Annotated in this window: 15 protein-coding genes and 1 tRNA gene; 10 read left to right on the top strand and 6 right to left on the bottom strand. The window is 66.0% G+C overall.

What is annotated here, in order from left to right; translation table 11 throughout:
• Positions 1-23 precede the first annotated feature (23 nt).
• The 5 genes from ABL838_RS13350 to ABL838_RS13370 all read right to left on the bottom strand — a co-directional run bounded on the left by ABL838_RS13350 (position 24) and on the right by ABL838_RS13370 (position 6536).
• Entirely contained in the window at positions 24-3326 is a 3303-nt protein-coding gene (locus ABL838_RS13350; protein ID WP_418125602.1) for an autotransporter outer membrane beta-barrel domain-containing protein, read from the bottom strand.
• Between the two features lie 287 nt (positions 3327-3613).
• Positions 3614-3690: transfer RNA gene (locus ABL838_RS13355), tRNA-Pro, on the bottom strand.
• 34 nt (positions 3691-3724) lie between these two features.
• Positions 3725-4429, bottom strand: a complete 705-nt coding sequence (locus ABL838_RS13360) for a glutathione binding-like protein (RefSeq protein WP_369658363.1) — start codon at positions 4427-4429, stop codon at positions 3725-3727.
• Between the two features lie 119 nt (positions 4430-4548).
• Positions 4549-4818, bottom strand: a complete 270-nt coding sequence (locus ABL838_RS13365; RefSeq protein ID WP_126019022.1) for a UBP-type zinc finger domain-containing protein — start codon at positions 4816-4818, stop codon at positions 4549-4551.
• A gap of 35 nt (positions 4819-4853) precedes the next feature.
• Positions 4854-6536, bottom strand: a complete 1683-nt coding sequence (locus ABL838_RS13370) for an FAD-dependent oxidoreductase (RefSeq protein WP_221297484.1) — start codon at positions 6534-6536, stop codon at positions 4854-4856.
• A gap of 172 nt (positions 6537-6708) precedes the next feature.
• Between ABL838_RS13370 and ABL838_RS13375 the strand changes: the two genes are divergently transcribed.
• Genes ABL838_RS13375 through ABL838_RS13385 form a run of 3 tightly spaced genes read left to right on the top strand, consistent with a single transcriptional unit; the run spans position 6709 to position 10389 of the window.
• Complete coding sequence (locus ABL838_RS13375; protein WP_126019026.1) at positions 6709-7590, top strand: GNAT family N-acetyltransferase; 882 nt, start codon at positions 6709-6711, stop codon at positions 7588-7590.
• The gene (gene ppk1 / locus ABL838_RS13380) at positions 7587-9908 is read left to right on the top strand and encodes a polyphosphate kinase 1 (protein ID WP_418125603.1); all 2322 of its coding nucleotides are present in this window, start codon (positions 7587-7589) and stop codon (positions 9906-9908) included. The genes ABL838_RS13375 and ppk1 overlap by 4 nt, the downstream gene beginning before the upstream one ends.
• Before the next feature lie 19 nt (positions 9909-9927).
• Complete coding sequence (locus ABL838_RS13385) at positions 9928-10389, top strand: SixA phosphatase family protein (RefSeq protein WP_171022539.1); 462 nt, start codon at positions 9928-9930, stop codon at positions 10387-10389.
• A gap of 33 nt (positions 10390-10422) precedes the next feature.
• Here the strand turns inward: ABL838_RS13385 and ABL838_RS13390 are convergent, their stop codons facing one another.
• On the bottom strand, positions 10423-11943 hold the full coding sequence (locus ABL838_RS13390) for a Ppx/GppA phosphatase family protein (RefSeq protein WP_126019030.1): 1521 nt from the start codon (positions 11941-11943) through the stop codon (positions 10423-10425).
• A gap of 260 nt (positions 11944-12203) precedes the next feature.
• On the opposite strand from ABL838_RS13390, the gene pstS reads away from it, so the two are divergent.
• The 7 genes from pstS to phoR are packed head-to-tail and all read left to right on the top strand — an operon-like array spanning position 12204 to position 18855.
• Positions 12204-13238 (top strand): phosphate ABC transporter substrate-binding protein PstS, encoded by a 1035-nt coding sequence (gene pstS / locus ABL838_RS13395; RefSeq protein ID WP_418125604.1) that lies wholly within the window; start codon positions 12204-12206, stop codon positions 13236-13238.
• 30 nt (positions 13239-13268) lie between these two features.
• Positions 13269-14351: a phosphate ABC transporter permease subunit PstC gene (gene pstC, locus ABL838_RS13400; protein ID WP_126019034.1), complete on the top strand. Its 1083-nt coding sequence runs from the start codon at positions 13269-13271 to the stop codon at positions 14349-14351.
• On the top strand, positions 14348-15232 hold the full coding sequence (gene pstA / locus ABL838_RS13405; RefSeq protein WP_019653049.1) for a phosphate ABC transporter permease PstA: 885 nt from the start codon (positions 14348-14350) through the stop codon (positions 15230-15232). Before pstC ends, pstA begins: the two co-directional genes overlap by 4 nt.
• 20 nt (positions 15233-15252) lie before the next feature.
• Positions 15253-16032, top strand: coding sequence for a phosphate ABC transporter ATP-binding protein PstB (pstB, locus tag ABL838_RS13410; RefSeq protein ID WP_021007056.1), 780 nt, complete (start codon positions 15253-15255; stop codon positions 16030-16032).
• A 19-nt stretch (positions 16033-16051) separates the two neighbouring features.
• Positions 16052-16753, top strand: coding sequence for a phosphate signaling complex protein PhoU (gene phoU, locus ABL838_RS13415; RefSeq protein WP_184638458.1), 702 nt, complete (start codon positions 16052-16054; stop codon positions 16751-16753).
• A 27-nt stretch (positions 16754-16780) separates the two neighbouring features.
• Positions 16781-17473: a phosphate regulon transcriptional regulator PhoB gene (phoB, locus tag ABL838_RS13420; RefSeq protein WP_007836652.1), complete on the top strand. Its 693-nt coding sequence runs from the start codon at positions 16781-16783 to the stop codon at positions 17471-17473.
• A gap of 44 nt (positions 17474-17517) precedes the next feature.
• On the top strand, positions 17518-18855 hold the full coding sequence (gene phoR, locus ABL838_RS13425) for a phosphate regulon sensor histidine kinase PhoR (RefSeq protein ID WP_126019041.1): 1338 nt from the start codon (positions 17518-17520) through the stop codon (positions 18853-18855).
• Positions 18856-18874 lie beyond the last annotated feature (19 nt).

Below are 18874 nucleotides of genomic sequence, written 5' to 3' on the forward strand. Positions count from 1 at the left end.
CCGACCGCCTGCATCTCCGGCTCTTACCAGAGCACCTTCACACCCACGCTGGCGTTGACGCCGCTGCTGTTGCGTGCATCGCCGCTCATGTCCCACAGCTTGCCAAGTTCGCCGTACAGGCTGGTGCTGCGGCTCAACTGCCAGGATGCGCCCGCCGCCAGCTCGCCGCTGCTTCCACCAGTGCGCGTGGCGATGTCGGCGAAGCCGGCCGGACCGATGAAGCGCGCCACATCGGTGCCACTGCCCGTGTGATAGAGGTTCAGCCGCGCATAGGGTTGCAGCGGGCCCGCGCTGGTGTCGATCTCGCCCTTGACCCGCACGCCGACGCGCACCAGCCAGCCGCTGTCACTGTCCTGGCGGATCAGTGCACCGACGATGCTCGCGTCGTCCAGGCTCACGCGCTGGTGCACCAGCTGCAGCTGCGGCTCGATGGTCCAGCCGGCAGCGATGCCGAAGGACTGGCCTACTTCGACGGAGGCCAGCAGGCTGCTGCCCTTGCCACCGCTGCCCAGACCCAGCACCGGCGATGCCGTATAGCGGTGGCGGCCGCCCTGCAGCACACCGTCGATGTAGAGGCCGCTGTCGTTCTTCCAGGTGCCGTAGACGCCGAAGTATTGATTCTTGAGGTCGTTGATGCCGACGCCGAGATCGAGCAGGCCGCTGGCGAAACCGTTGACGCGCATGTCACCGTCGAGCTGACCGACATAGACGCCGGCGCGCCAGTGGGTATCGGCCCAGAGGTCGGTGCCGGCCTGGACGCCGGTGAGGCGGCCCCTGCTGGTAGGGCTCACGGTACCGGTCTGGCTGGTGGTGCGGTCGGTGCTGATGAGGCGGCCCCACGCCTGGCGGTAGCTCTGGCCGGCGACGGCAGGGCCTGCGTCGTTGGCGGCGGGGCGGACGTTATCCCCCATGCGCATGTGCAGGCTGCCGAGCATCGACAGGTTGGCCTGGCGGAACTGCTCGGGAAGCACTGCGTAGAGTGGAACCTCGGTACGGTAGGCCGGCACGACCACGCCGCCGCCTGTGCCACCTCCGTTGGTCGGAGGCACCGCCGCGACGGTCGAGCGCAGATACCAGTTCTCGCCCGCGCCGCTCGCGTCGGCGGCGTACAGCCGGTACTCGTAGGCGCCGGCGTCGACGTGGCCGCCCGCGAGCGCAAAGGCGTTCTTCGTGGTCTGCGCGGTGGTGGTGGCGCCGTTGATCGCGCTGATGACCTCGATGCCGTTGCCGGTGGTCAGCGCGCCGAGGCCGCCGAGGTTGGTGATCTGCACGTTGGTCGTGCCGCTGGCGATGGCGGTCGCGCCGCTGAGCACGAGCTTGTCGCTCGCGCTGCTGCTGTCGCCGAGTGCAGTGCCCAGCCGGAGCGTGCCGCCGTTGCCCACCCACGGGCCGGTGACGGTCAGCGTGGTGCCAGGCGCTGCGCCGGCGAGACTCACCGTGCCGCTGTTGTTCACGGATGCCAGAGTCTGGTTGTGGCCCGCCAGGTCGAGCGTCGCGCCATTGGCGACAACGGTCGCGCTCTTCGAACTGAAGGTGCTCACAGCCCCGGCGCGCACGGTGCCTTGCGTCACGGAGGTGTTGCCGCTGTAGCTGTTCGTACCGGAGAGCGTCAGCACGCCAGCCCCGGACTTGACGACGCCGCCCGTGCCCGTGATGGCGCCGGCGTAGGTGCTGTCGCCGGCCTGGTTGGCGGTGAGTGTCTGGGCGTTCAGCGCCACGGTGCCGCCGGTGCCGGAGAGGTTGGAGGTGGTGAGGTCCCAGATGCCCAGGTCGAGCGTGCCGCCGTTGACCGTGTAGGCGGTGTTCTGCACGAACGCGCCCGCGCTGCCGGCCAGCAGCCGGCCGGCCTGCACCACAGTGCCGCCCGTGTAGGTGTTGGTTCCGCTCAGCGTCGTGGTGCCCGTGCCCCGTTGCTGGACGACACCGCTGCCGCTGATGGCGTCGGGGAAGCTGACGGCATTCGAGCGGTTGATGGCCAGCGTGGCGTTGTTGACGACAGCGCCGGAGATCGAGCCGGTGGTGCCTCCGTTGCCCAGCTGCAGCGTGCCCGCGGTGATCGTGGTGCCGCCGCTGTAGTTGTTGTCCCCCGTCAGCGTGGTCGTGCCGCTGCCGATCTGGTTGACGATGACATTTCCGCCGATCGGCACCGCGAATTCGTAGCTGCTCGCGTTGTGGTTGAAGTTGATCGTCGACTGGCCGCTGCTGGAGGTGATGTTCTTCGCCGTCACGGCACCGGGGGCGGCAGGCGCACTCCCGACCGGTGCACCGATGTTCAAGGTTGTCACGCCGGTCGCCGTGTTGGCCAGGGAGAGCGTATTGGTGCCGCTGGTGCCTGAAGTCAGCAGGGCGCCGTCGGCCACGGTGACCGTGGCAGTTCCTCCTCCACCGATGGTCAGATTGTTGTTGACGCTGCCGAAGACGGACCCGGGCCCCGTCACGGTCGCGGTAAACACGTCACCCGCCCGGAAACCCACCTGCACCGTGTTGGCCCCGACGAAGCCGCCAGCGGAGACTTCGAGCGTGCCGGCATGGTGGTAGTAGCCGCTGGCCCCGCTGAACTGAATGGCAGAGCCGGTGCCGCTCACCACGACGTCCGTGATGCCTCCGTTCGCGGCGCCGTTGCCGCCCCCCAGGTTGGCGTTGGTGCCGACCGTGATCTTTCCGCCACCCGTCACGTTGATCGCGGTCTGGCCGATGCCCGAGTTCAGGTTGCCAACCGACATCGAGGCGCCTTTGCCCACGTTGATGGTGGCCGATCCAGCTCCGGTGTTCAGATTGCCGGTGAAGACGGCGGAAGCGCCGTCCAGAACGCTGACCGTGCTCTGACCTGCCCCGGTCGTGAGGGCAGTACCCGACAGCGCGGTGCCGCTGCCCTGGGCCACCACGATCCCGGTCGTGTTGGGGGCGATGCCCACCTGGACCACGGCGGCTTGATAGGTCGCGCCAGTCTGTAGATCCAGCGTTGCACCTGCAGCGGAGCCGATGGTCGTGGCAAACGTGCCGGTATTGACTGTCACTTTCGACGAGAGCTGGGGCAACTGCGTCGTCACCGTGATGGCCTTGGTGACGGTGATGGTGGAGCTCAAGTCGGGGCTGGCATTGGCGTCGTTGATGGCCGTGATCAGTTCCGCCTCGCTGGCGGCGGTGAAGGTCGCTGCCTGTGCGGCTCCGCCGGCGGCCAACGCGGCCAGCGCCAAGGCCGCGCTCGCAGTAACTGTGCGCCTTGAACCGCTCGCCTTGCCGCCCCGCTTCGAAGACACGTTCTCTGCTGCTGCTACACAGGCGCCCAGTGCCGCATTCCATACCGTTTTGTAACACGAATTCATCCAATCACTCCTTGTTCTAATGGCAGATTTCCCCAATGAGAAGCCAGAAAGCAATGCTTCTTGAGGCTGGAAAAATCTTACATATGAAACAAGATGTGTGAATCCGGTTTCAGCAGTCTCCCGCAGTGGTCGTGGGTCTTTCTGCCCGCGGGCTGCCCTCACGCGATCTGGGTGTAGGAAGTCGATAGGGGGCTCGGCGCATCGGCCCGCGAACTGTCCGCGTGTCAGGTGACGCAGAATGCAAAACGGTGACAGCAGCCCGAGCCACTGTCACCGTTCACATTTTTTGGTCGGGGCGAAAGGATTCGAACCTTCGACCCTCTGGTCCCAAACCAGATGCGCTACCAGGCTGCGCTACACCCCGACAAGCCTTCTATTCTAGCCCGGATAAAAGGGCCTCAGCGTTTCTCGTACTGGGTCTTGCCGAAAAGAATCTCTCGCTCCTTGTCGCCGGTGATCGGCTGGCGCAGATCGGCAAGCACTTTCACGCCGCGCTGCACGGCCGGGCGGGCGGAAATGCCGTCGAACCAGTCCTTCAGATGGGGGAAATCGGTGAGGGTGATTCCCTGATTTTCCCAGCTGCGCAGCCACGGGAAGATGGCGATGTCGGCGATCGAATAGCTCTTGCCTGCGATGAACCTGTTCTTCGACAGCTGCTTGTCGATCACGCCGTAGAGGCGCTTGGCTTCGTTGCTGTAGCGGTCGATGGCGTAGGCGATCTTCTCGGGCGCGTACAGGCGGAAGTGGTGCGCCTGGCCGAGCATGGGGCCGACGCCACCCATCTGGAACATCAGCCACTGCAGCACGTCGTAGCGCTCGCGGTCGCCGGTGGGCAGGAACTTGCCTGTCTTGCCCGCGAGGTACACGAGGATGGCGCCTGATTCGAAGAGCGAAATCGGCTTGCCGTCCGGACCATCGGGGTCGGTGATGGCCGGGATCTTGTTGTTGGGGCTGATCTGCAGGAAGTCGGGCGCGAACTGGTCACCCTTGCCGATGTTCACGGGGTGCGCGTGGTAGGGCAGCCCGCACTCCTCCAGCATGATGTGAATCTTGTGGCCGTTCGGCGTTGGCCATGAATAGACCTCGATGGGCGATGCGGGCATGTTGTCTGGCACTCCGGTAATGGGATGTGTTTGATGCGAGCCCGGCAGCATATACGTGCGAATTCAAACGCGTGCCGGCGCGGGAATTCGCAGTCTGGTTGGTGAAATTCGGGGAAATATCAACCGACTTGCTTCTCGTGCACGTTGCACCACATCCAGCTTTCACCGGGCTCGAGCGACCGGATGACGGGGTGACCTTCGGCGTGCGAGTGCCGCGTCGCATGACGGTTCTTCGACGAATCGCAGCAGCCGATGTGCCCGCAATGCACGCACAAGCGCAAGTGAACCCAGGTGTCCCCGGTCTTCAGGCAGTCTTCGCAGCCGCGCTGTTGCTGGGCGTGGGGCTGTGCGATCTCGGCGGGCACGTGGTCACAAGGTTTGATTGGCAACTTCGGACTCCTTCTGGTTTGAGCTGATGCGCTGTTCAGGCCACGGCCGAGGCCTGCGACAGGTGCTGGTGAATCAGCGCTACTGCGGCCGCGCCTTCGCCGATGGCGCCGCCCACGCGCTTGACCGAGCCCGAGCGCACGTCGCCGACGGCGAACACACCCGGCACGCTCGATTCGAGCGCCGCGGACGGCCGGGCCGGAAAGCCGCGGCTGGCGGCATCGCCGGTGAGCACGAAGCCATGCTTGTCGACCGCCACGCCGCAGCCTTCGAGCCATGAGGTTTCCGGCTCCGCGCCGACGAAGAGGAAGATGTTGCGCGCAGCGCAGTCGTGTTCGTTGCCGGAGGTATGACAGCGCCATGTCGCGCCGGTGAGGCCTTCGTCGGAGCCGCCATGAAGGCGAACGAGCTCGGTGTGTGGCTGCAGCGAGATATTGGGCGTGGCCTCGATGCGGTCGATCAGGTAGCGCGACATGCTGGCGGCGAGCGACGGCCCGCGCACCAGCACGTTCACCTTGGCCGCATGGCGCGACAGGAACACCGCGGCCTGTCCGGCCGAGTTGCCGCCGCCGACCAGCGCCACTTCTTGCTGCGCGCAGATCTTTGCTTCGATGGCAGAGGCCCAGTACCAGACGCCGCGGCCCTCGAATTCTGCAAGCCGCGGAACGTCGGGCCGGCGGTAGCGCGCGCCGCTGGCGATGACCACCGTGCGCGCATGGATCGTGCGGCCGTCCGCCAGCGTGACTGCCAGGCTCTCGAGCGCGTTTTCTCGAGAGCAGTCCAGCGACGCCACCTTGGCCGGAATCAGCATCTCGACGCCGAATTTCTGTGCCTGGACGAACGCTCGGCCCGCCAGCGCCTGCCCCGAGATACCGGTGGGAAAGCCGAGGTAGTTCTCGATGCGCGCACTGGCACCGGCCTGGCCGCCGAATGCCCGGCAGTCGAGCACGATCACGCGCAGGCCTTCGGAAGCCGCGTACACCGCAGTCGCCAGCCCGGCAGGCCCGGCGCCGACGACGGCCACGTCGTACAGCTCGTTGCGCTCCGCCGTATCGACCATGCCGAGGCAGCGCGCCAGCGCATCGTCGCTCGGGTTGACCAGCACCGAGCCGTCCGGGCATACCGCCAGCAGCTTGCAGGTTCCGTATTGGGCGAGCAGGGCGGCGGCGTCGGGGTCCTGGGCAGCGTCGACCAGGTGATATGGATAGCCGTTGCGGCGCAGGAAGTTCTCGAGCCGGGCCATGTCGGGCGACTGCGGCTGGCCGATCAGGACCGGGCCACTGGCGCCCGATTCGATCAGCGCCACGCGCCGAAGGATCAGCGCGCGGGTGATGCGCTCGCCAAGGTCGGCTTCGGCGACCAGCAGCGCGCGCAACTGCGCGGGGGACACCAGCAGCGCCTCCACATCCTCGTCGGCGTGGCCGTCGACGAGGGCAGGGCGGCCGCTCAACTGGCCGACTTCGGCCAGGAACTCTCCCGGTCCTTGCCGCACGATCGGCACCACATGACCGAGCCCGTCGCGTTGCGTGACAGCCACGACGCCTTTCAGCAGCACGAACATGCCGGGGCCTGTTTCGCCCGCGGTGAACAGCCTGGCGCCGCGCGCGAACTGTTGCACGGTGCCGAAGCGCGCGATGCGCGCAATCTCCGTGTCACTGAGGACGGGAAAGGTCTGATGGAGGCGGCTGCTGTCGGTGCCGTTGGCGGCGGTTGTGGCCATGTGTGGAACTCCGTTTCGCGAATCCATCGCATTAGACGACGAAGCTGGCCCTGTGGGTTGCAGTCGTTCTGCAGGCGGCGTGGGGTTGTAACAGCGTCACGCGCCTGCAATTTTCCTGACATGCCCGCTTCATCGCAGGTGCGGAGACTCCCTCGGCAGAAAGGGTCTCCCCATGAAAGAACTGCCCAACCCGACGTTTCCGCTTTCGCAGATCGGGCTTCGCGCGGCCTTGTGGCCCGCTCCCGCGGCTGGTGCTCCTGCCGCTGCGGCCCGTACGTCGGTGCCTCAGGCCCCCGCAGTCATCCTGCCGCAGGCCGTCGAATCCAAACAAGGTATCACCGTTGGCTGGGCCCGCCACGTCGACGACGTGCGGGCCGCCCAGCGCCTGCGCTACGACGTGTTCGTCGGTGAAATGGGCGCCCGGGTTTCCTCTCCGGTCGCCGGTCACGACATCGACCTGTTCGATGACTTCTGCGAACACCTTCTGGTGCGCGACGAACTGACCCAGCAAGTCATCGGCACCTACCGCGTGCTCACTCCCGCCCAGGCCCGGCGGGTCGGCAGCACCTACAGCGATACTGAATTCGACCTCACCCGCCTGCGCGACCTGCGCGAGCGCATGGTGGAACTGGGCCGCAGCTGCGTGCACCCCGACCATCGCCAGGGCGGCGTGATCCTCGCGCTCTGGGGTGCCCTGGCCGGCTTCATGCACCGCAACAAGCTCGACACGATGATCGGCTGCGCGAGCATCCCGATGTCACATAACGGTGTCACGAACGGTGACGCCGCTGCCAGCATCTGGCGCCAGGTTTCGGCCAAGCACATGGCGCCCATCCAATATCAGGTGCAGCCCCGTCTGCCGCTGCCCGTCGAACGCCTCGATAGCACGCTCGACGTGGAGCCCCCGGCGCTCATCAAGGGCTACCTGCGCCTGGGCGCGAAGGTCCTCGGCGCGCCGGCCTGGGATCCCGATTTCAACGCGGCCGACCTGCCGATGCTGATGCGCATCGACGACCTGCCGGCGCGTTACCGCAAGCACTTCCTGGGCGCATGAAGCCGGCGGCTGACCGGCCCGGAACCGGGCCGCTCGCTTCTCCCCCCGGTGCCCTCGGCCAGCAAACCGCCGGCCTCGGCGCGTCACGGAATAGTCATGGAACTGTCACAAGAGAGGCTGACACTGTCATATTTCAGCCTGTGTTCCCTCCTGTGTCGCCTGCCTCAGAATCAGTGTCCATGTCTCCCGCTCCCGCAAACCCGTCCCCTGAGGTTGCGGCGCCCGCGTTCACGTTGCTGGACCGCGACCACAGCATTCTTTCGTTCAACGAGCGCGTGCTCGACTGGGCGCATCGCAAGGAAGTGCCGCTGATCGAGCGGCTGCGATACCTGTGCATCGTGTCGTCGAATCTCGACGAGTTCTTCGAAGTCCGTGCCGCGCCCCACCTGATTGCAGGCAGCGCCGGCGACCACAAGGGCACTTACACGGTCGAGTCGTTCCAGCGTCTGGCCGAAGCGGCCCACAAGCTGGTGGCGCGCCAGTACGCGCTTTACAACGACGAGTTGATGCCGACCTTCGCGACGCACGGCATCCGCATCATTTCCCACGGTGAGCGCAATCCGGCGCAGCGCAAATGGGTCAGCGAGTATTTCGAGCGCGAGGTGCGCCCTCTGCTGATTCCGGTCGGCCTCGATCCGGCCCACCCGTTCCCGCAGGTGGCGAACAAGTCGCTCAACTTCATCGTCAGGCTGGGTGGCAAGGATGCTTTCGGGCGTGAAAACCCGATCCAGATCGTCAAGCTGCCGCGCGTGCTGCCGCGGCTGATCAGGATGCCGGCCAAGGTGTCGGAGGGCAAGACGCTTTTCGTGGCGCTTTCCAGCGTGGTGCGTGCACATCTGAGCGGCATGTTCCCGGGGCGCGAGGTGGGCGACTTCTCGCAGTTCCGTGTCACGCGGCATTCCGACCTTGCCGTGGACGAGGAAGACGTCAAGAACCTGCGTACCGCGCTGCGCCAGGGGCTGCAGCACCGGCACTACGGGCAGGCCGTTCGCCTCGAAGTTTCGGCAAGCTGTGCCGAATCGCTCGCGAGCTTCCTTCTGGCGCAGTTCAATCTGCCGCCAGAGGCGCTGTACCGGGTACACGGCCCTGTGAACCTGGCCCGGCTCACGCAACTGGCTGACCTGCTCGACGAACCGCAACTGCGGTTTCCGCCGTATCGCGCCTCGTACCCCGTCACCTTGTCGTCCGGCCAGTCGTTCTTCGAGCAGTTGCAGCGAGGCGACGTCCTGATCCATCAACCTTTCGAGAGCTTCGACGGGGTGCTGGCATTCCTGCGCGAGGCCGTGCAAGACCCGCAGGTGCTGGCGATCAAGCAGACCATCTACCGCACGGGTGCCGACTCGGAAATGATGGACCTGCTGCGTGAGGCCGTTCGTCGCGGCAAGGAAGTCACGGTGGTCGTGGAGCTGAAGGCCCGCTTCGACGAGGAGGCCAACATCAACTGGGCCGAGATGCTCGAGTCGATCGGTGCGCAGGTGGTGTATGGCGTGGTCGGACTCAAGACCCACGCCAAGATGCTGCTGGTGACGCGGCGCGAGGGCAAGCAGATGCGCCGCTACGGCCATCTTTCGACGGGCAACTACAACCCGCGCACGGCCAGGCTCTACACCGACATCAGCCACCTCACGGCCGATCCGCTGCTGACGGCCGACATGGAAGCCGTCTTCGTGCATCTGGCGAGCCAGAGCCGCTTGCCGAAGCTCAACCGCATGTGGCTGGCGCCATTCGACCTGCACAAGAACGTCATCGCCCAGATCGATGCGCTGGGCCTGGCAGCCGCAGCTGGCCAGCCGACCCGCATCGTCGCCAAGATGAATGCGCTGACCGACGACGAAATCATCGCCTCGCTGGTTCGCGCCGGCCAGAAGGGGGTGAAGATCGACCTGATCGTGCGCGGAGCGTGCACGCTGCCGGCGCAGGTGCCGGGCGTCACCGACAACATCCGGGTGCGCTCGGTGATCGGCCGTTTCCTGGAGCATTCGCGGGTCTTCTACTTCCGCAACGGGGAGGACGAGTCGCTGTACCTGTCGAGTGCCGACTGGATGAACCGCAACATGATGCGGCGCGTCGAGCTCGCATGGCCCGTGACGGACCCCGGGCTGCGCCAGCGGCTGATCGACGAATGCCTGGTGGCCTATCTGCACGACGGCCGCGACGCCTGGGACCTGGGCGCCGACGGCACGTACACGCGCGTCGACCACGATACGCATTCGGGCGAAGCAGGCTCGTCGCCCGTCGTCGAAGCCCATGGCGCGCAGGCGGCGCTCATGAACCGCTACGCATCACGAGGGCATCTCAGAGATGCATCCAGCAACTGAAGATCGAAAGACGATGACCATGGACTTGATCTTCTGGCGTCATGCCGAAGCCGAGGACTGGACCGAGGGTTGCGACGACATGCAGCGCTCGCTCACCGCGCGCGGCGAAAAGCAGGCCAAGCGGATGGCGGCATGGCTGGACCGCCAGTTGCCCGACGGTACGCGCATCATCTGCAGCCCGGCGCGGCGTTGCGAACAGACCGCGCTGGCGCTGGGCCGCAAATACAAGCTGCGCTCGGAACTCGCTCCGGACACCACCGCCGAGGCGCTGCTCGGCGCGGCCGGCTGGCCCAATGGCAAGTCTGTGGTGCTGATGATCGGCCACCAGCCATCGGTGGGGCAGGCGATCTCGCTGCTGCTGGGGCTGAAGCAGGACAGCTGCCCGGTGCGCAAGGGCGCGCTGTGGTGGATCCGCACGCGCGAGCGCGACGGCGACGTGCAGACCGTCGTGGTGACGGTGCAATCGCCCGAGTTGCTCTGATCGGGAGCGAGAAAGCCCGGCAGTCGGGAGTGCTCAGCAGCCGCTGAGCTCGACCCGCCAGTTGCTGGTCTTCTGCCAGGCCAGCACTTCCTCGCGCAGCAGGTGCGCCGATTGCGGATAGGCCTCGGCCCAGTCCGGAGCGCAGGCGATGGCGAAGGCCCGTGCGCCCAGTGCTGCCAGGTGGAGCGCCTGCGGGTCGGGATCGCGCCGTGCGTGGCACAGGATCACCGCGAGCCGCAGCGACAGCAACTGCATCACGAAGGTTTCATCGTCCAGCGACGCCTCGAGCTTGCGAAGCTTGCCTCGCTGGCCCAGCACCAGCTGGCCCAGCGCATGCAGTTCGTTGACCGCAAAGCCGGGTGCGTCGGTGTTGTCGAGGATGTAGGCGCCATGCTTGTGGTAATCGCTGTGGGACACCAGCGTGCCGATCTCGTGCAGATGTGCGGCCCACCCGAGCTTGCGAAGCGCGCGGCCAGCCCGGTTGGTGGTGCTGCCGCCGCGCGCGGCGGGCGAGAGCTGCACGAAGAGGGCCGCGGCGGTGTCGCCGACACGGCGAGCCTGCTCCGGATCGACCGCGAACCGGCTGGCCAGCCGCGCGACGGTGGTGGTGCGCATGTCGGCGACGCTCTCGTCGCGCTCAAGCAGCTCATAGAGCACGCCGTGGCGCAGCGCACCCTGGGCGACCTTCATTTCGTCGATGGACAGGAGATCGAACACGGCACGCAGCACGCTCAGGCCGCCGCCGATCACGGCCTTGCGGTCTTCGCGCATGCCATCGATGCGCAGCTTGTCAGCGCTGCCGGCCTTGAGCAGGCGATCGAGCAGCCAGTCGAGGCCCTCGCGAGTGACCAGGCCAGGCTCGCCGCCCGCCGCGGCCAGCACATCGCCGACGGCACCGATGGTGCCCGAGGCGCCATAGGCCACGTCCCACTGGTCACGCGTGTAGCTGCCGAGCGCGTCGTCGAGCACGGCCTTGGCCGCGACTTCGGCGGCGCGGAAGGCGGCCTGGGTGAAAAGACCTTCACCGAAGTGCTTCATCGACCAGGCGACGCTGCCGACGCGGTACGACTCCATGCGGTCGGCCTCCAGGGCGCGGCCGATGATCATTTCGGTGGAGCGCCCCCCGATGTCGACCACCAGCCGACGCTCGCGGTCGGATGCATCGTTGTGCGGCAGCATGTGCGCCACGCCCTGATAGATGAGGCGGGCTTCTTCCCGTCCAGGGATCACGTCGATGCCGAACCCCAGAATGGTGCGCGCGCGCAGCAGGAATTCTTCGCGGTTGCGCGCCTCCCGCAACGTTTGCGTGGCCACGGCCCGGACCTGCGAGCGCTTGAAGCCTGCCAGGCGCTCGCCGAAGCGGGCGAGGGCGTCCCAGCCGCGCTGCATGGCTTCGGTCGTGAGATTGCGGGCACTGTCCAGGCCGTTGCCCTGGCGCACCGTCTCCTTGAGATATTCGGTGCGGTGGATCTGGCCGTGGTCGACCTGTCCGATTTCGAGCCGGAAACTGTTCGACCCCAGGTCGACTGCTGCGAGGCGGGTGCCGTTTTGCATGTGATTCTGAAAAGGAGGGCGGTGTCTTTGTGTTTGATCGTAGCGCCGTGACAGGGCGTGCCGCCTTCTGATCGCGCGATGGCGAGTTCCGGAAGGCTAGGGGGCTCGCATGACGGTTATGTGACAGCGTCACATGCAAGACCGGCGAAACAAAGGCATTTTCCCTCGGTAGAGGGGTGTCATATTGATGTCACAGAAGCTTTCTAGAGTCCGTCCCAAGCCCGGAAAGGGACTACTTCTTACTTCTAAAAGGAAGCTTCATGAAAACGACGTTCAAATTTGCAACAGCCGGTCTCGTGGCCGCGGTGTTCTCCATTCCCGCCCTCGCGCAAGACGTGACCGGTGCCGGCGCCAGCTTCCCAGCGCCGCTGTACGCCAAGTGGGCTTCCGACTTCAACAAGGCCACCGGCGTCAAGATCAACTACCAGTCGGTCGGCTCGGGTGCCGGCATCAAGCAGATCGAAGCCAAGACCGTCGATTTCGGCGCTTCGGATGCTCCCCTGAAGGACGACGAACTCCAGGCCAAGGGCCTGATGCAGTTCCCCACCGTCATCGGCGGCGTGATTCCCGTGGTCAACATCCAGGGCGTGAAGCCCGGCGAGCTGAAGCTCAACGGCCAGGTCCTGGGCGACATTTACCTGGGCAAGATCACCAAGTGGAACGACCCCGCCATCAAGGCGCTGAACGGTTCGCTGAACCTCCCCGACGCGGCCATCGCCCCGGTTCGCCGCGCCGACGGTTCGGGTACCAGCTTCCTGTTCACCAACTACCTGAGCAAGGTCAACGCCGAGTGGAAGACCAAGGTCGGCGAAGGCACGGCCGTGAACTGGCCCACCGGCGCGGGCGGCAAGGGCAATGAAGGCGTCGCCGCCTTCGTGAACCGCCTGCCGAACTCGATCGGCTACGTCGAATATGCCTACGTCAAGCAGAACAAGATGACGTACGCCCAGATGCAGAACGCCGCCAGCACCTTCGTGTCGCCCGACGACTCGGCATTCAAGGCCGCCGCCGCCGGCGCCGAATGGAACAAGAGCTTCTACCAGGTGCTGACCAACCAGGCTGGCAAGGACGCATGGCCCATCACCGGCGCCACCTTCATCCTGATGCACAAGGTGCAGGACAAGCCCGCCAACGCGACCACCGTGCTCAAGTTCTTCGACTGGGCCTACAAGAGCGGCGACAAGACGGCCGACGAGCTCGACTACGTGCCGATGCCCGACGCCGTGAAGGCCACCATCGCCAAGGCATGGGGCGAGGTGAAGGACTCGTCGGGCAAGGCCGTCGCGTTCAAGTAAACCTACCCACCAGTCCAGAACGGCGCGCCCATGAGCAATTCTTCGCTCGAGGACGCGCCGCTTTCGTCTTTGCCGGAGCGACCCGTGTCATCCACCTTTCCCGCCGCCACCACCTCTCTCGACCTCGCGGCCGAGCGCGGTCGTGCCACCGCACCTCCGCCGCCTGTGAAGGCGCCGCGTTCCGGCCCCATGGCCGACCGGCTGTTCGGCTGGGCCGCCAAGGGCGCCGCCTTGCTGACGCTGGCGATGCTCATCGGCATCCTGCTGTCCCTGGTTGCCGGCGCCTGGCCCGCCATCTCGAAGTACGGCCTCGGCTTTCTCACGAGCAGCGTGTGGGACCCGGTCAAGGACGAGTACGGCGGCCTGGTCATGATCTACGGCACGCTGGCCACCTCGATCATCGCGCTGGTGATCGCGGTGCCGGTGAGCTTCGGCATCGCGCTCTTCCTCACCGAACTCTCGCCCAGCTGGCTCAAGCGCCCGCTGGGTACGGCCATCGAGCTGCTGGCGGCGGTGCCGTCCATCGTGTACGGCATGTGGGGCCTGCTGGTGTTCGGGCCGATCCTGTCGACCTGGGTGCAGCAGCCGCTGCAGAAGCTGCTCTCCGACGTGCCGTATCTCGGCGCGCTGGTGTCGGGCCCGCCCGTGGGCATCGGCATCCTGTCGGCTGGCATCATCCTCGCGATCATGATCATCCCGTTCATCGCCTCGGTGATGCGCGACGTGTTCGAGGTGACGCCGCCGCTGCTGAAGGAGTCGGCCTACGGCCTCGGCTCCACCACCTGGGAAGTCGTCTCCAAGGTGGTGCTGCCCTACACCAAGGCCGGCGTCATCGGCGGCATCATGCTCGGCCTCGGCCGGGCGCTGGGTGAAACGATGGCGGTCACGTTCGTGATCGGCAACATGAACCAGCTCAACTCCCTTTCCGTGTTCGAGGCTGCGAACAGCATCACCTCGGCACTCGCCAACGAATTCGCCGAAGCCGGCGCGGGCCTGCACCAGGCCGCGCTGATGTACCTCGGCCTCGTGCTGTTCTTCATCACCTTCGTCGTGCTGTCGCTTTCCAAGATGCTGCTGGCCAAGATGAAGAAGAGCGAAGGAACCAAGTCGTGAGCACCGCCCAGAACCTTCTCGTGGCCAAGGCGCTGGCCGAAACGCGCCAGGCCAAGTTCGCCGCGCGCAACCGCGTCAACAAGATCGCGCTCACGCTGTCGCTCGCCGCCATGGCCTTCGGCGTGTTCTGGCTGATCTGGATCCTCTGGGAGACGCTGCGTCAGGGCGTGGGTGGCCTCGCCATCGCCACGTTCACGCAGATGACACCGCCGCCGAACGAGGCGGGCGGTATCGCGAATGCGATCTTCGGCTCGTTCGTGATGGTGATGCTGGCCACCTTCGTGGGCACGCCGATCGGCATCATGGCCGGCATCTATCTGGCCGAGTACAACCCCAAGGGACTGCTCTCTTCGGTCACGCGCTTCGTCAACGACATCCTGCTGTCCGCGCCGTCGATCGTGATCGGCCTGTTCGTCTATGCAGTGGTGGTGGCCTACTTCAAGACCTTCTCGGGTCTGGCCGGGGCCATCGCGCTGGCGCTGATCGTGATCCCGGTGGTGATCCGCACCACCGAAAACATGCTGCAGCTGGTGCCGCCGGGCCTGCGCGAAGCTGCCTATGCGCTGGGCACGCCGAAGTGGCGCGTCATCACCAACATCACGCTGCGCGCCGCCCGCGCCGGTGTGGTCACCGGTGTGCTGCTGGCCGTGGCGCGTATCGCCGGCGAAACCGCGCCGCTGCTCTTCACCGCCCTGAACAACCAGTTCTGGACCGCCGACGTGAGCCAGCCGATGGCCAGCCTGCCGGTCACGATCTTCAAGTTCGCGATGAGCCCCTACGAGAACTGGCAACAGCTGGCATGGGCCGGCGTGTTCCTGATCACGATTGCCGTGCTTGCCCTCAACATCCTGGCGCGGGTACTGACGCGCAACAAACATTGAATCCGGAAGAAGTCAACAACATGCCAAACACCGTCGCACAACCGTCGCGCTCGAAGATCTCGGTCAAGGACCTGAACTTCTACTACGGCAAGTTCCACGCGCTCAAGGGCATCAATCTCGAAATCCCCGAGAACAAGGTCACGGCCTTCATCGGCCCGTCGGGCTGCGGCAAGTCGACCCTGCTGCGTACCTTCAACCGCATGTTCGAGCTCTATCCGGAGCAGCGTGCCGAGGGCACCATCGCCCTCGACGGCGAGAACCTGCTGACCTCGAAGCAGGACGTGGCGCTGATCCGCGCCAAGGTCGGCATGGTGTTCCAGAAGCCCACGCCGTTCCCGATGTCGATCTACGACAACATCGCTTTCGGCGTGAAGCTGTTCGAGAACCTCTCGGCCAGCGAGATGGACGACCGCGTCGAATGGGCGCTGAAGAAGGCCGCGCTGTGGACCGAAGTGCGCGACAAGCTGCAGCAAAGCGGCTCGGGCCTCTCCGGCGGCCAGCAGCAGCGCCTGTGCATCGCACGCGGCATCGCGATCAAGCCCGAAGTGCTGCTGCTCGACGAGCCCTGCTCGGCGCTCGACCCGATCTCGACTGCGAAGATCGAGGAGCTGATCGCCGAGCTCAAGAACGAATACACGGTGGTCATCGTGACGCACAACATGCAGCAGGCCGCCCGCTGCAGCGACTACACCGCCTACATGTACCTCGGCGACCTGATCGAGTTCGGTGCCACCGAACAGATGTTCTTCAAGCCGCAGCGCAAGGAGACCGAGGACTACATCACCGGCCGTTTCGGTTGAAGTCAAAGGAGACAACAACATGACCGAGAAACACCTCTCCAGCCAGTTCGACAGCGAGCTCAACGGCGTTTCGTCGCGCGTGATGGAGCTCGGCGGCATGGTCGAGTCGCAGATCAACCAGGCCGTGTACGCGCTGCTGCAATTCGATCCCGAAGCGGCCAACCGCGTGATGGAAACCGAGCACCGTGTCAATGCGATGGAAATCGACATCGACCGCGAGCTGTCGTCCATCATCGCGCGCCGCCAGCCGACCGCACGCGACCTGCGCCTGCTGATCGCCATCAGCAAGACCACCGCCAACCTCGAGCGCGTGGGCGACGAAGCCAACAAGATCGCGCGCATGGTCAAGTCGATCATCGAGAGCGGCGCCGCCCGCCAGCTGCCCACGACCGAGCTGCGCATCGCCGCCGACCTCGCCGCTGGCCTGCTGCGCAAGGCGCTCGACGCCTTCGCCCGTCTCGACACCGCCGCGGCGCTGTCGATCCTGAAGGACGACGACCTGATCGACAAGGAGTTCGACGGTTTCGTGCGCAAGCTGGTCACCTACATGATGGAAGACCCGCGCACCATCTCGGCCAGCCTGGACCTGCTGTTCCTGGCCAAGGCCATCGAACGCATCGGCGACCACGCGAAGAACATCGCCGAATTCATCATCTACATCGTCAAGGGTGCCGATGTGCGGCACACTTCGATGCAGGAAATCGAGTCCGCGCTGCAGTAACGGCTGCGGCAAGACTCCCAAGAAAGCATGAAGAAACCCCGAGTCCTGATCGTCGAAGACGAGTCCTCGATCGCCGAGCTGATCGCCGTCAACCTGCGCCACAACGGCTTCGAGCCGATCTGGTCGGAAGATGGCGCCGCGGCCCAGCGAGAGATCGACGCCTTCCTGCCGGATCTGATCCTGCTCGACTGGATGCTGCCCGGCCAGAGCGGCCTGCAGCTCGCGCGCCAGTGGCGCAAGGACCCGCGCACCAAGGCCATCCCGATCCTGATGCTGACCGCGCGCGGCGACGAACCCGACAAGGTTGCCGGCCTCGATGCCGGTGCCGACGACTACATCACCAAGCCGTTCTCCACCCAGGAGATGCTGGCCCGCATCCGCGCGGTGCTGCGCCGCCGGGCGCCGGAAGTGGTCACGGAGCGCGTCGAGATCGGCGAGCTGGCCCTCGACACCTCCACCCATCGCGTGACCTGGCAGGGCGGCGCGCTGAAGGTCGGCCCGACCGAGTTCAAGCTGCTGGCCTACCTGATGCAGCATGCCGAGCGTGTGCACAGCCGTGCGCAGCTGCTCGACAAGGTGTGGGGCGACCACGTCTACATCGAGGAACGCACGGTCGACGTGCACGTCAAGCGCCTGCGTGAATCGCTGGGCGCGGCGGCGCCGATGGTCGAGACCGTCCGCGGAGCGGGCTATCGCCTGACCGCCCAAGTCACGGTTTGAGCGCCGTGGCTTCCTTTGGCCGCGGGCGCGGATAATCGCCCGCCATGCCTTTCCGAATTGCTACTTTTTTAATAGCGTCCCTTGCAGTAGGAGCGGGCGCTGTTGCCATTTTTGGCTGGAAGTTCGGCTGGCTGGGGGCCTGGCTTGGTTCCGTGCTCTGGCTGGCGCTGGATGCATGGCGCGCTGATCGGTTGCTGCGCATCCTGCGCAACGACGCCGCCGGCCTGCCGTCTCGCTGGCCGGGTGTCTGGGGCGAACTCGCCGAGCGCATCCGCAAGCTGCTGCGCGACCGCGAGCAGCAGACCCGGCAGGCCGAAGACCGCCTGCAGGAGTTCCTCGCGGCCATCCAGGCATCGCCCAACGGCGTGGTGCTGCTCGACGAGCAGGGCCGCATCGAATGGTGCAACCAGACGGCGGCCAGCCAGTTCGGCATCGATGCGGAGCGCGATCTGGCGCAGCATCTGGCGAATCTGGTGCGCGATCCAGCTTTCGTCGCATACCTTGCGTCCTGGAACTACAGCCGCGACGTCGTCATCGACGGCCCGGGGCTGGGGCATGGGCACCAGCGCAGCCATCCGGTCAGGCTCTCCGTGCAGGTGCACCCCTATGCCGGCAATCGCCGCATGCTGCTCACGCGCGACATCACCGCGCTCGAGCAGGCCGAGGCGATGCGCCGCGATTTCGTGGCGAACGTGTCGCACGAGATCCGCACGCCGCTGACGGTGCTGGCGGGCTTCGTCGAGACCCTGCAGAACCTGCCACTCGATGCGGACGAGCGCGCGCGCTATCTGTCGCTGATGGGGCAGCAGTCGCATCGCATGGAGACGCTGGTGAACGACCTGCTGACGCTGTCGCGCCTCGAAGGCAGCGCGCCGCCGTCCGGCAGCCAGTGGATCCGCATCCGCGCGCTGTTCGCGCAGTGCGAGGACGAGGGGCGCGGACTGTCGGAACGGCTGACGCCCAAGGGGCACCAGTTGTCGTTCGTCGTGGATGCCGAGTCGGAAGTGTCGGGCGCGCCGACCGAACTGCAGAGCGCGATGTCGAACCTGCTGAGCAACGCCATCCGCTACACGCCCGGCGGCGGCGAGGTAGCTGTGAGCTGGAAGGTGCTGCCCGACGGGCGCGGCGAATACGCCGTGAAAGACACCGGCCCAGGCATTGCCGCGGAGCACATCCCGCGGCTGACCGAGCGCTTCTATCGCATCGACCGCAGCCGCTCCCGCGAAACCGGCGGCACCGGGCTGGGGCTGGCGATCGTCAAGCACATCGCCCAGCGGCACGGCGCGGAGCTGCGCATCGAAAGTACGGTGGGCAAGGGCTCCCGCTTCGCGCTGGTGTTCCCGGCGGCACGTGTGCGGGAAGCACGCGTGATGGCGAAGTAGGCCTTCGGGCCTCGTCTCT

This window comes from Variovorax sp. 160MFSha2.1 (genome assembly GCF_048305075.1).
Lineage (GTDB): Bacteria > Pseudomonadota > Gammaproteobacteria > Burkholderiales > Burkholderiaceae_C > Variovorax > Variovorax guangxiensis.

What these genes read in the sequence shown, in the direction of transcription:
- phoU (WP_184638458.1), top strand. Translation starts at nt 16,052, where the DNA reads ATGACCGAGAAACACCTCTCCAGCCAGTTCGACAGCGAGCTCAACGGC.
- pstC (WP_126019034.1), top strand. Translation starts at nt 13,269, where the DNA reads ATGAGCAATTCTTCGCTCGAGGACGCGCCGCTTTCGTCTTTGCCGGAG.
- ABL838_RS13390 (WP_126019030.1), bottom strand. Translation starts at nt 11,943, where the DNA reads ATGCAAAACGGCACCCGCCTCGCAGCAGTCGACCTGGGGTCGAACAGT.
- pstS (WP_418125604.1), top strand. Translation starts at nt 12,204, where the DNA reads ATGAAAACGACGTTCAAATTTGCAACAGCCGGTCTCGTGGCCGCGGTG.
- ppk1 (WP_418125603.1), top strand. Translation starts at nt 7,587, where the DNA reads ATGAAGCCGGCGGCTGACCGGCCCGGAACCGGGCCGCTCGCTTCTCCC.
- ABL838_RS13360 (WP_369658363.1), bottom strand. Translation starts at nt 4,429, where the DNA reads ATGCCCGCATCGCCCATCGAGGTCTATTCATGGCCAACGCCGAACGGC.
- pstB (WP_021007056.1), top strand. Translation starts at nt 15,253, where the DNA reads ATGCCAAACACCGTCGCACAACCGTCGCGCTCGAAGATCTCGGTCAAG.
- ABL838_RS13375 (WP_126019026.1), top strand. Translation starts at nt 6,709, where the DNA reads ATGAAAGAACTGCCCAACCCGACGTTTCCGCTTTCGCAGATCGGGCTT.
- ABL838_RS13385 (WP_171022539.1), top strand. Translation starts at nt 9,928, where the DNA reads ATGGACTTGATCTTCTGGCGTCATGCCGAAGCCGAGGACTGGACCGAG.
- ABL838_RS13370 (WP_221297484.1), bottom strand. Translation starts at nt 6,536, where the DNA reads ATGGCCACAACCGCCGCCAACGGCACCGACAGCAGCCGCCTCCATCAG.
- phoB (WP_007836652.1), top strand. Translation starts at nt 16,781, where the DNA reads ATGAAGAAACCCCGAGTCCTGATCGTCGAAGACGAGTCCTCGATCGCC.
- ABL838_RS13350 (WP_418125602.1), bottom strand. Translation starts at nt 3,326, where the DNA reads ATGAATTCGTGTTACAAAACGGTATGGAATGCGGCACTGGGCGCCTGT.
- phoR (WP_126019041.1), top strand. Translation starts at nt 17,518, where the DNA reads ATGCCTTTCCGAATTGCTACTTTTTTAATAGCGTCCCTTGCAGTAGGA.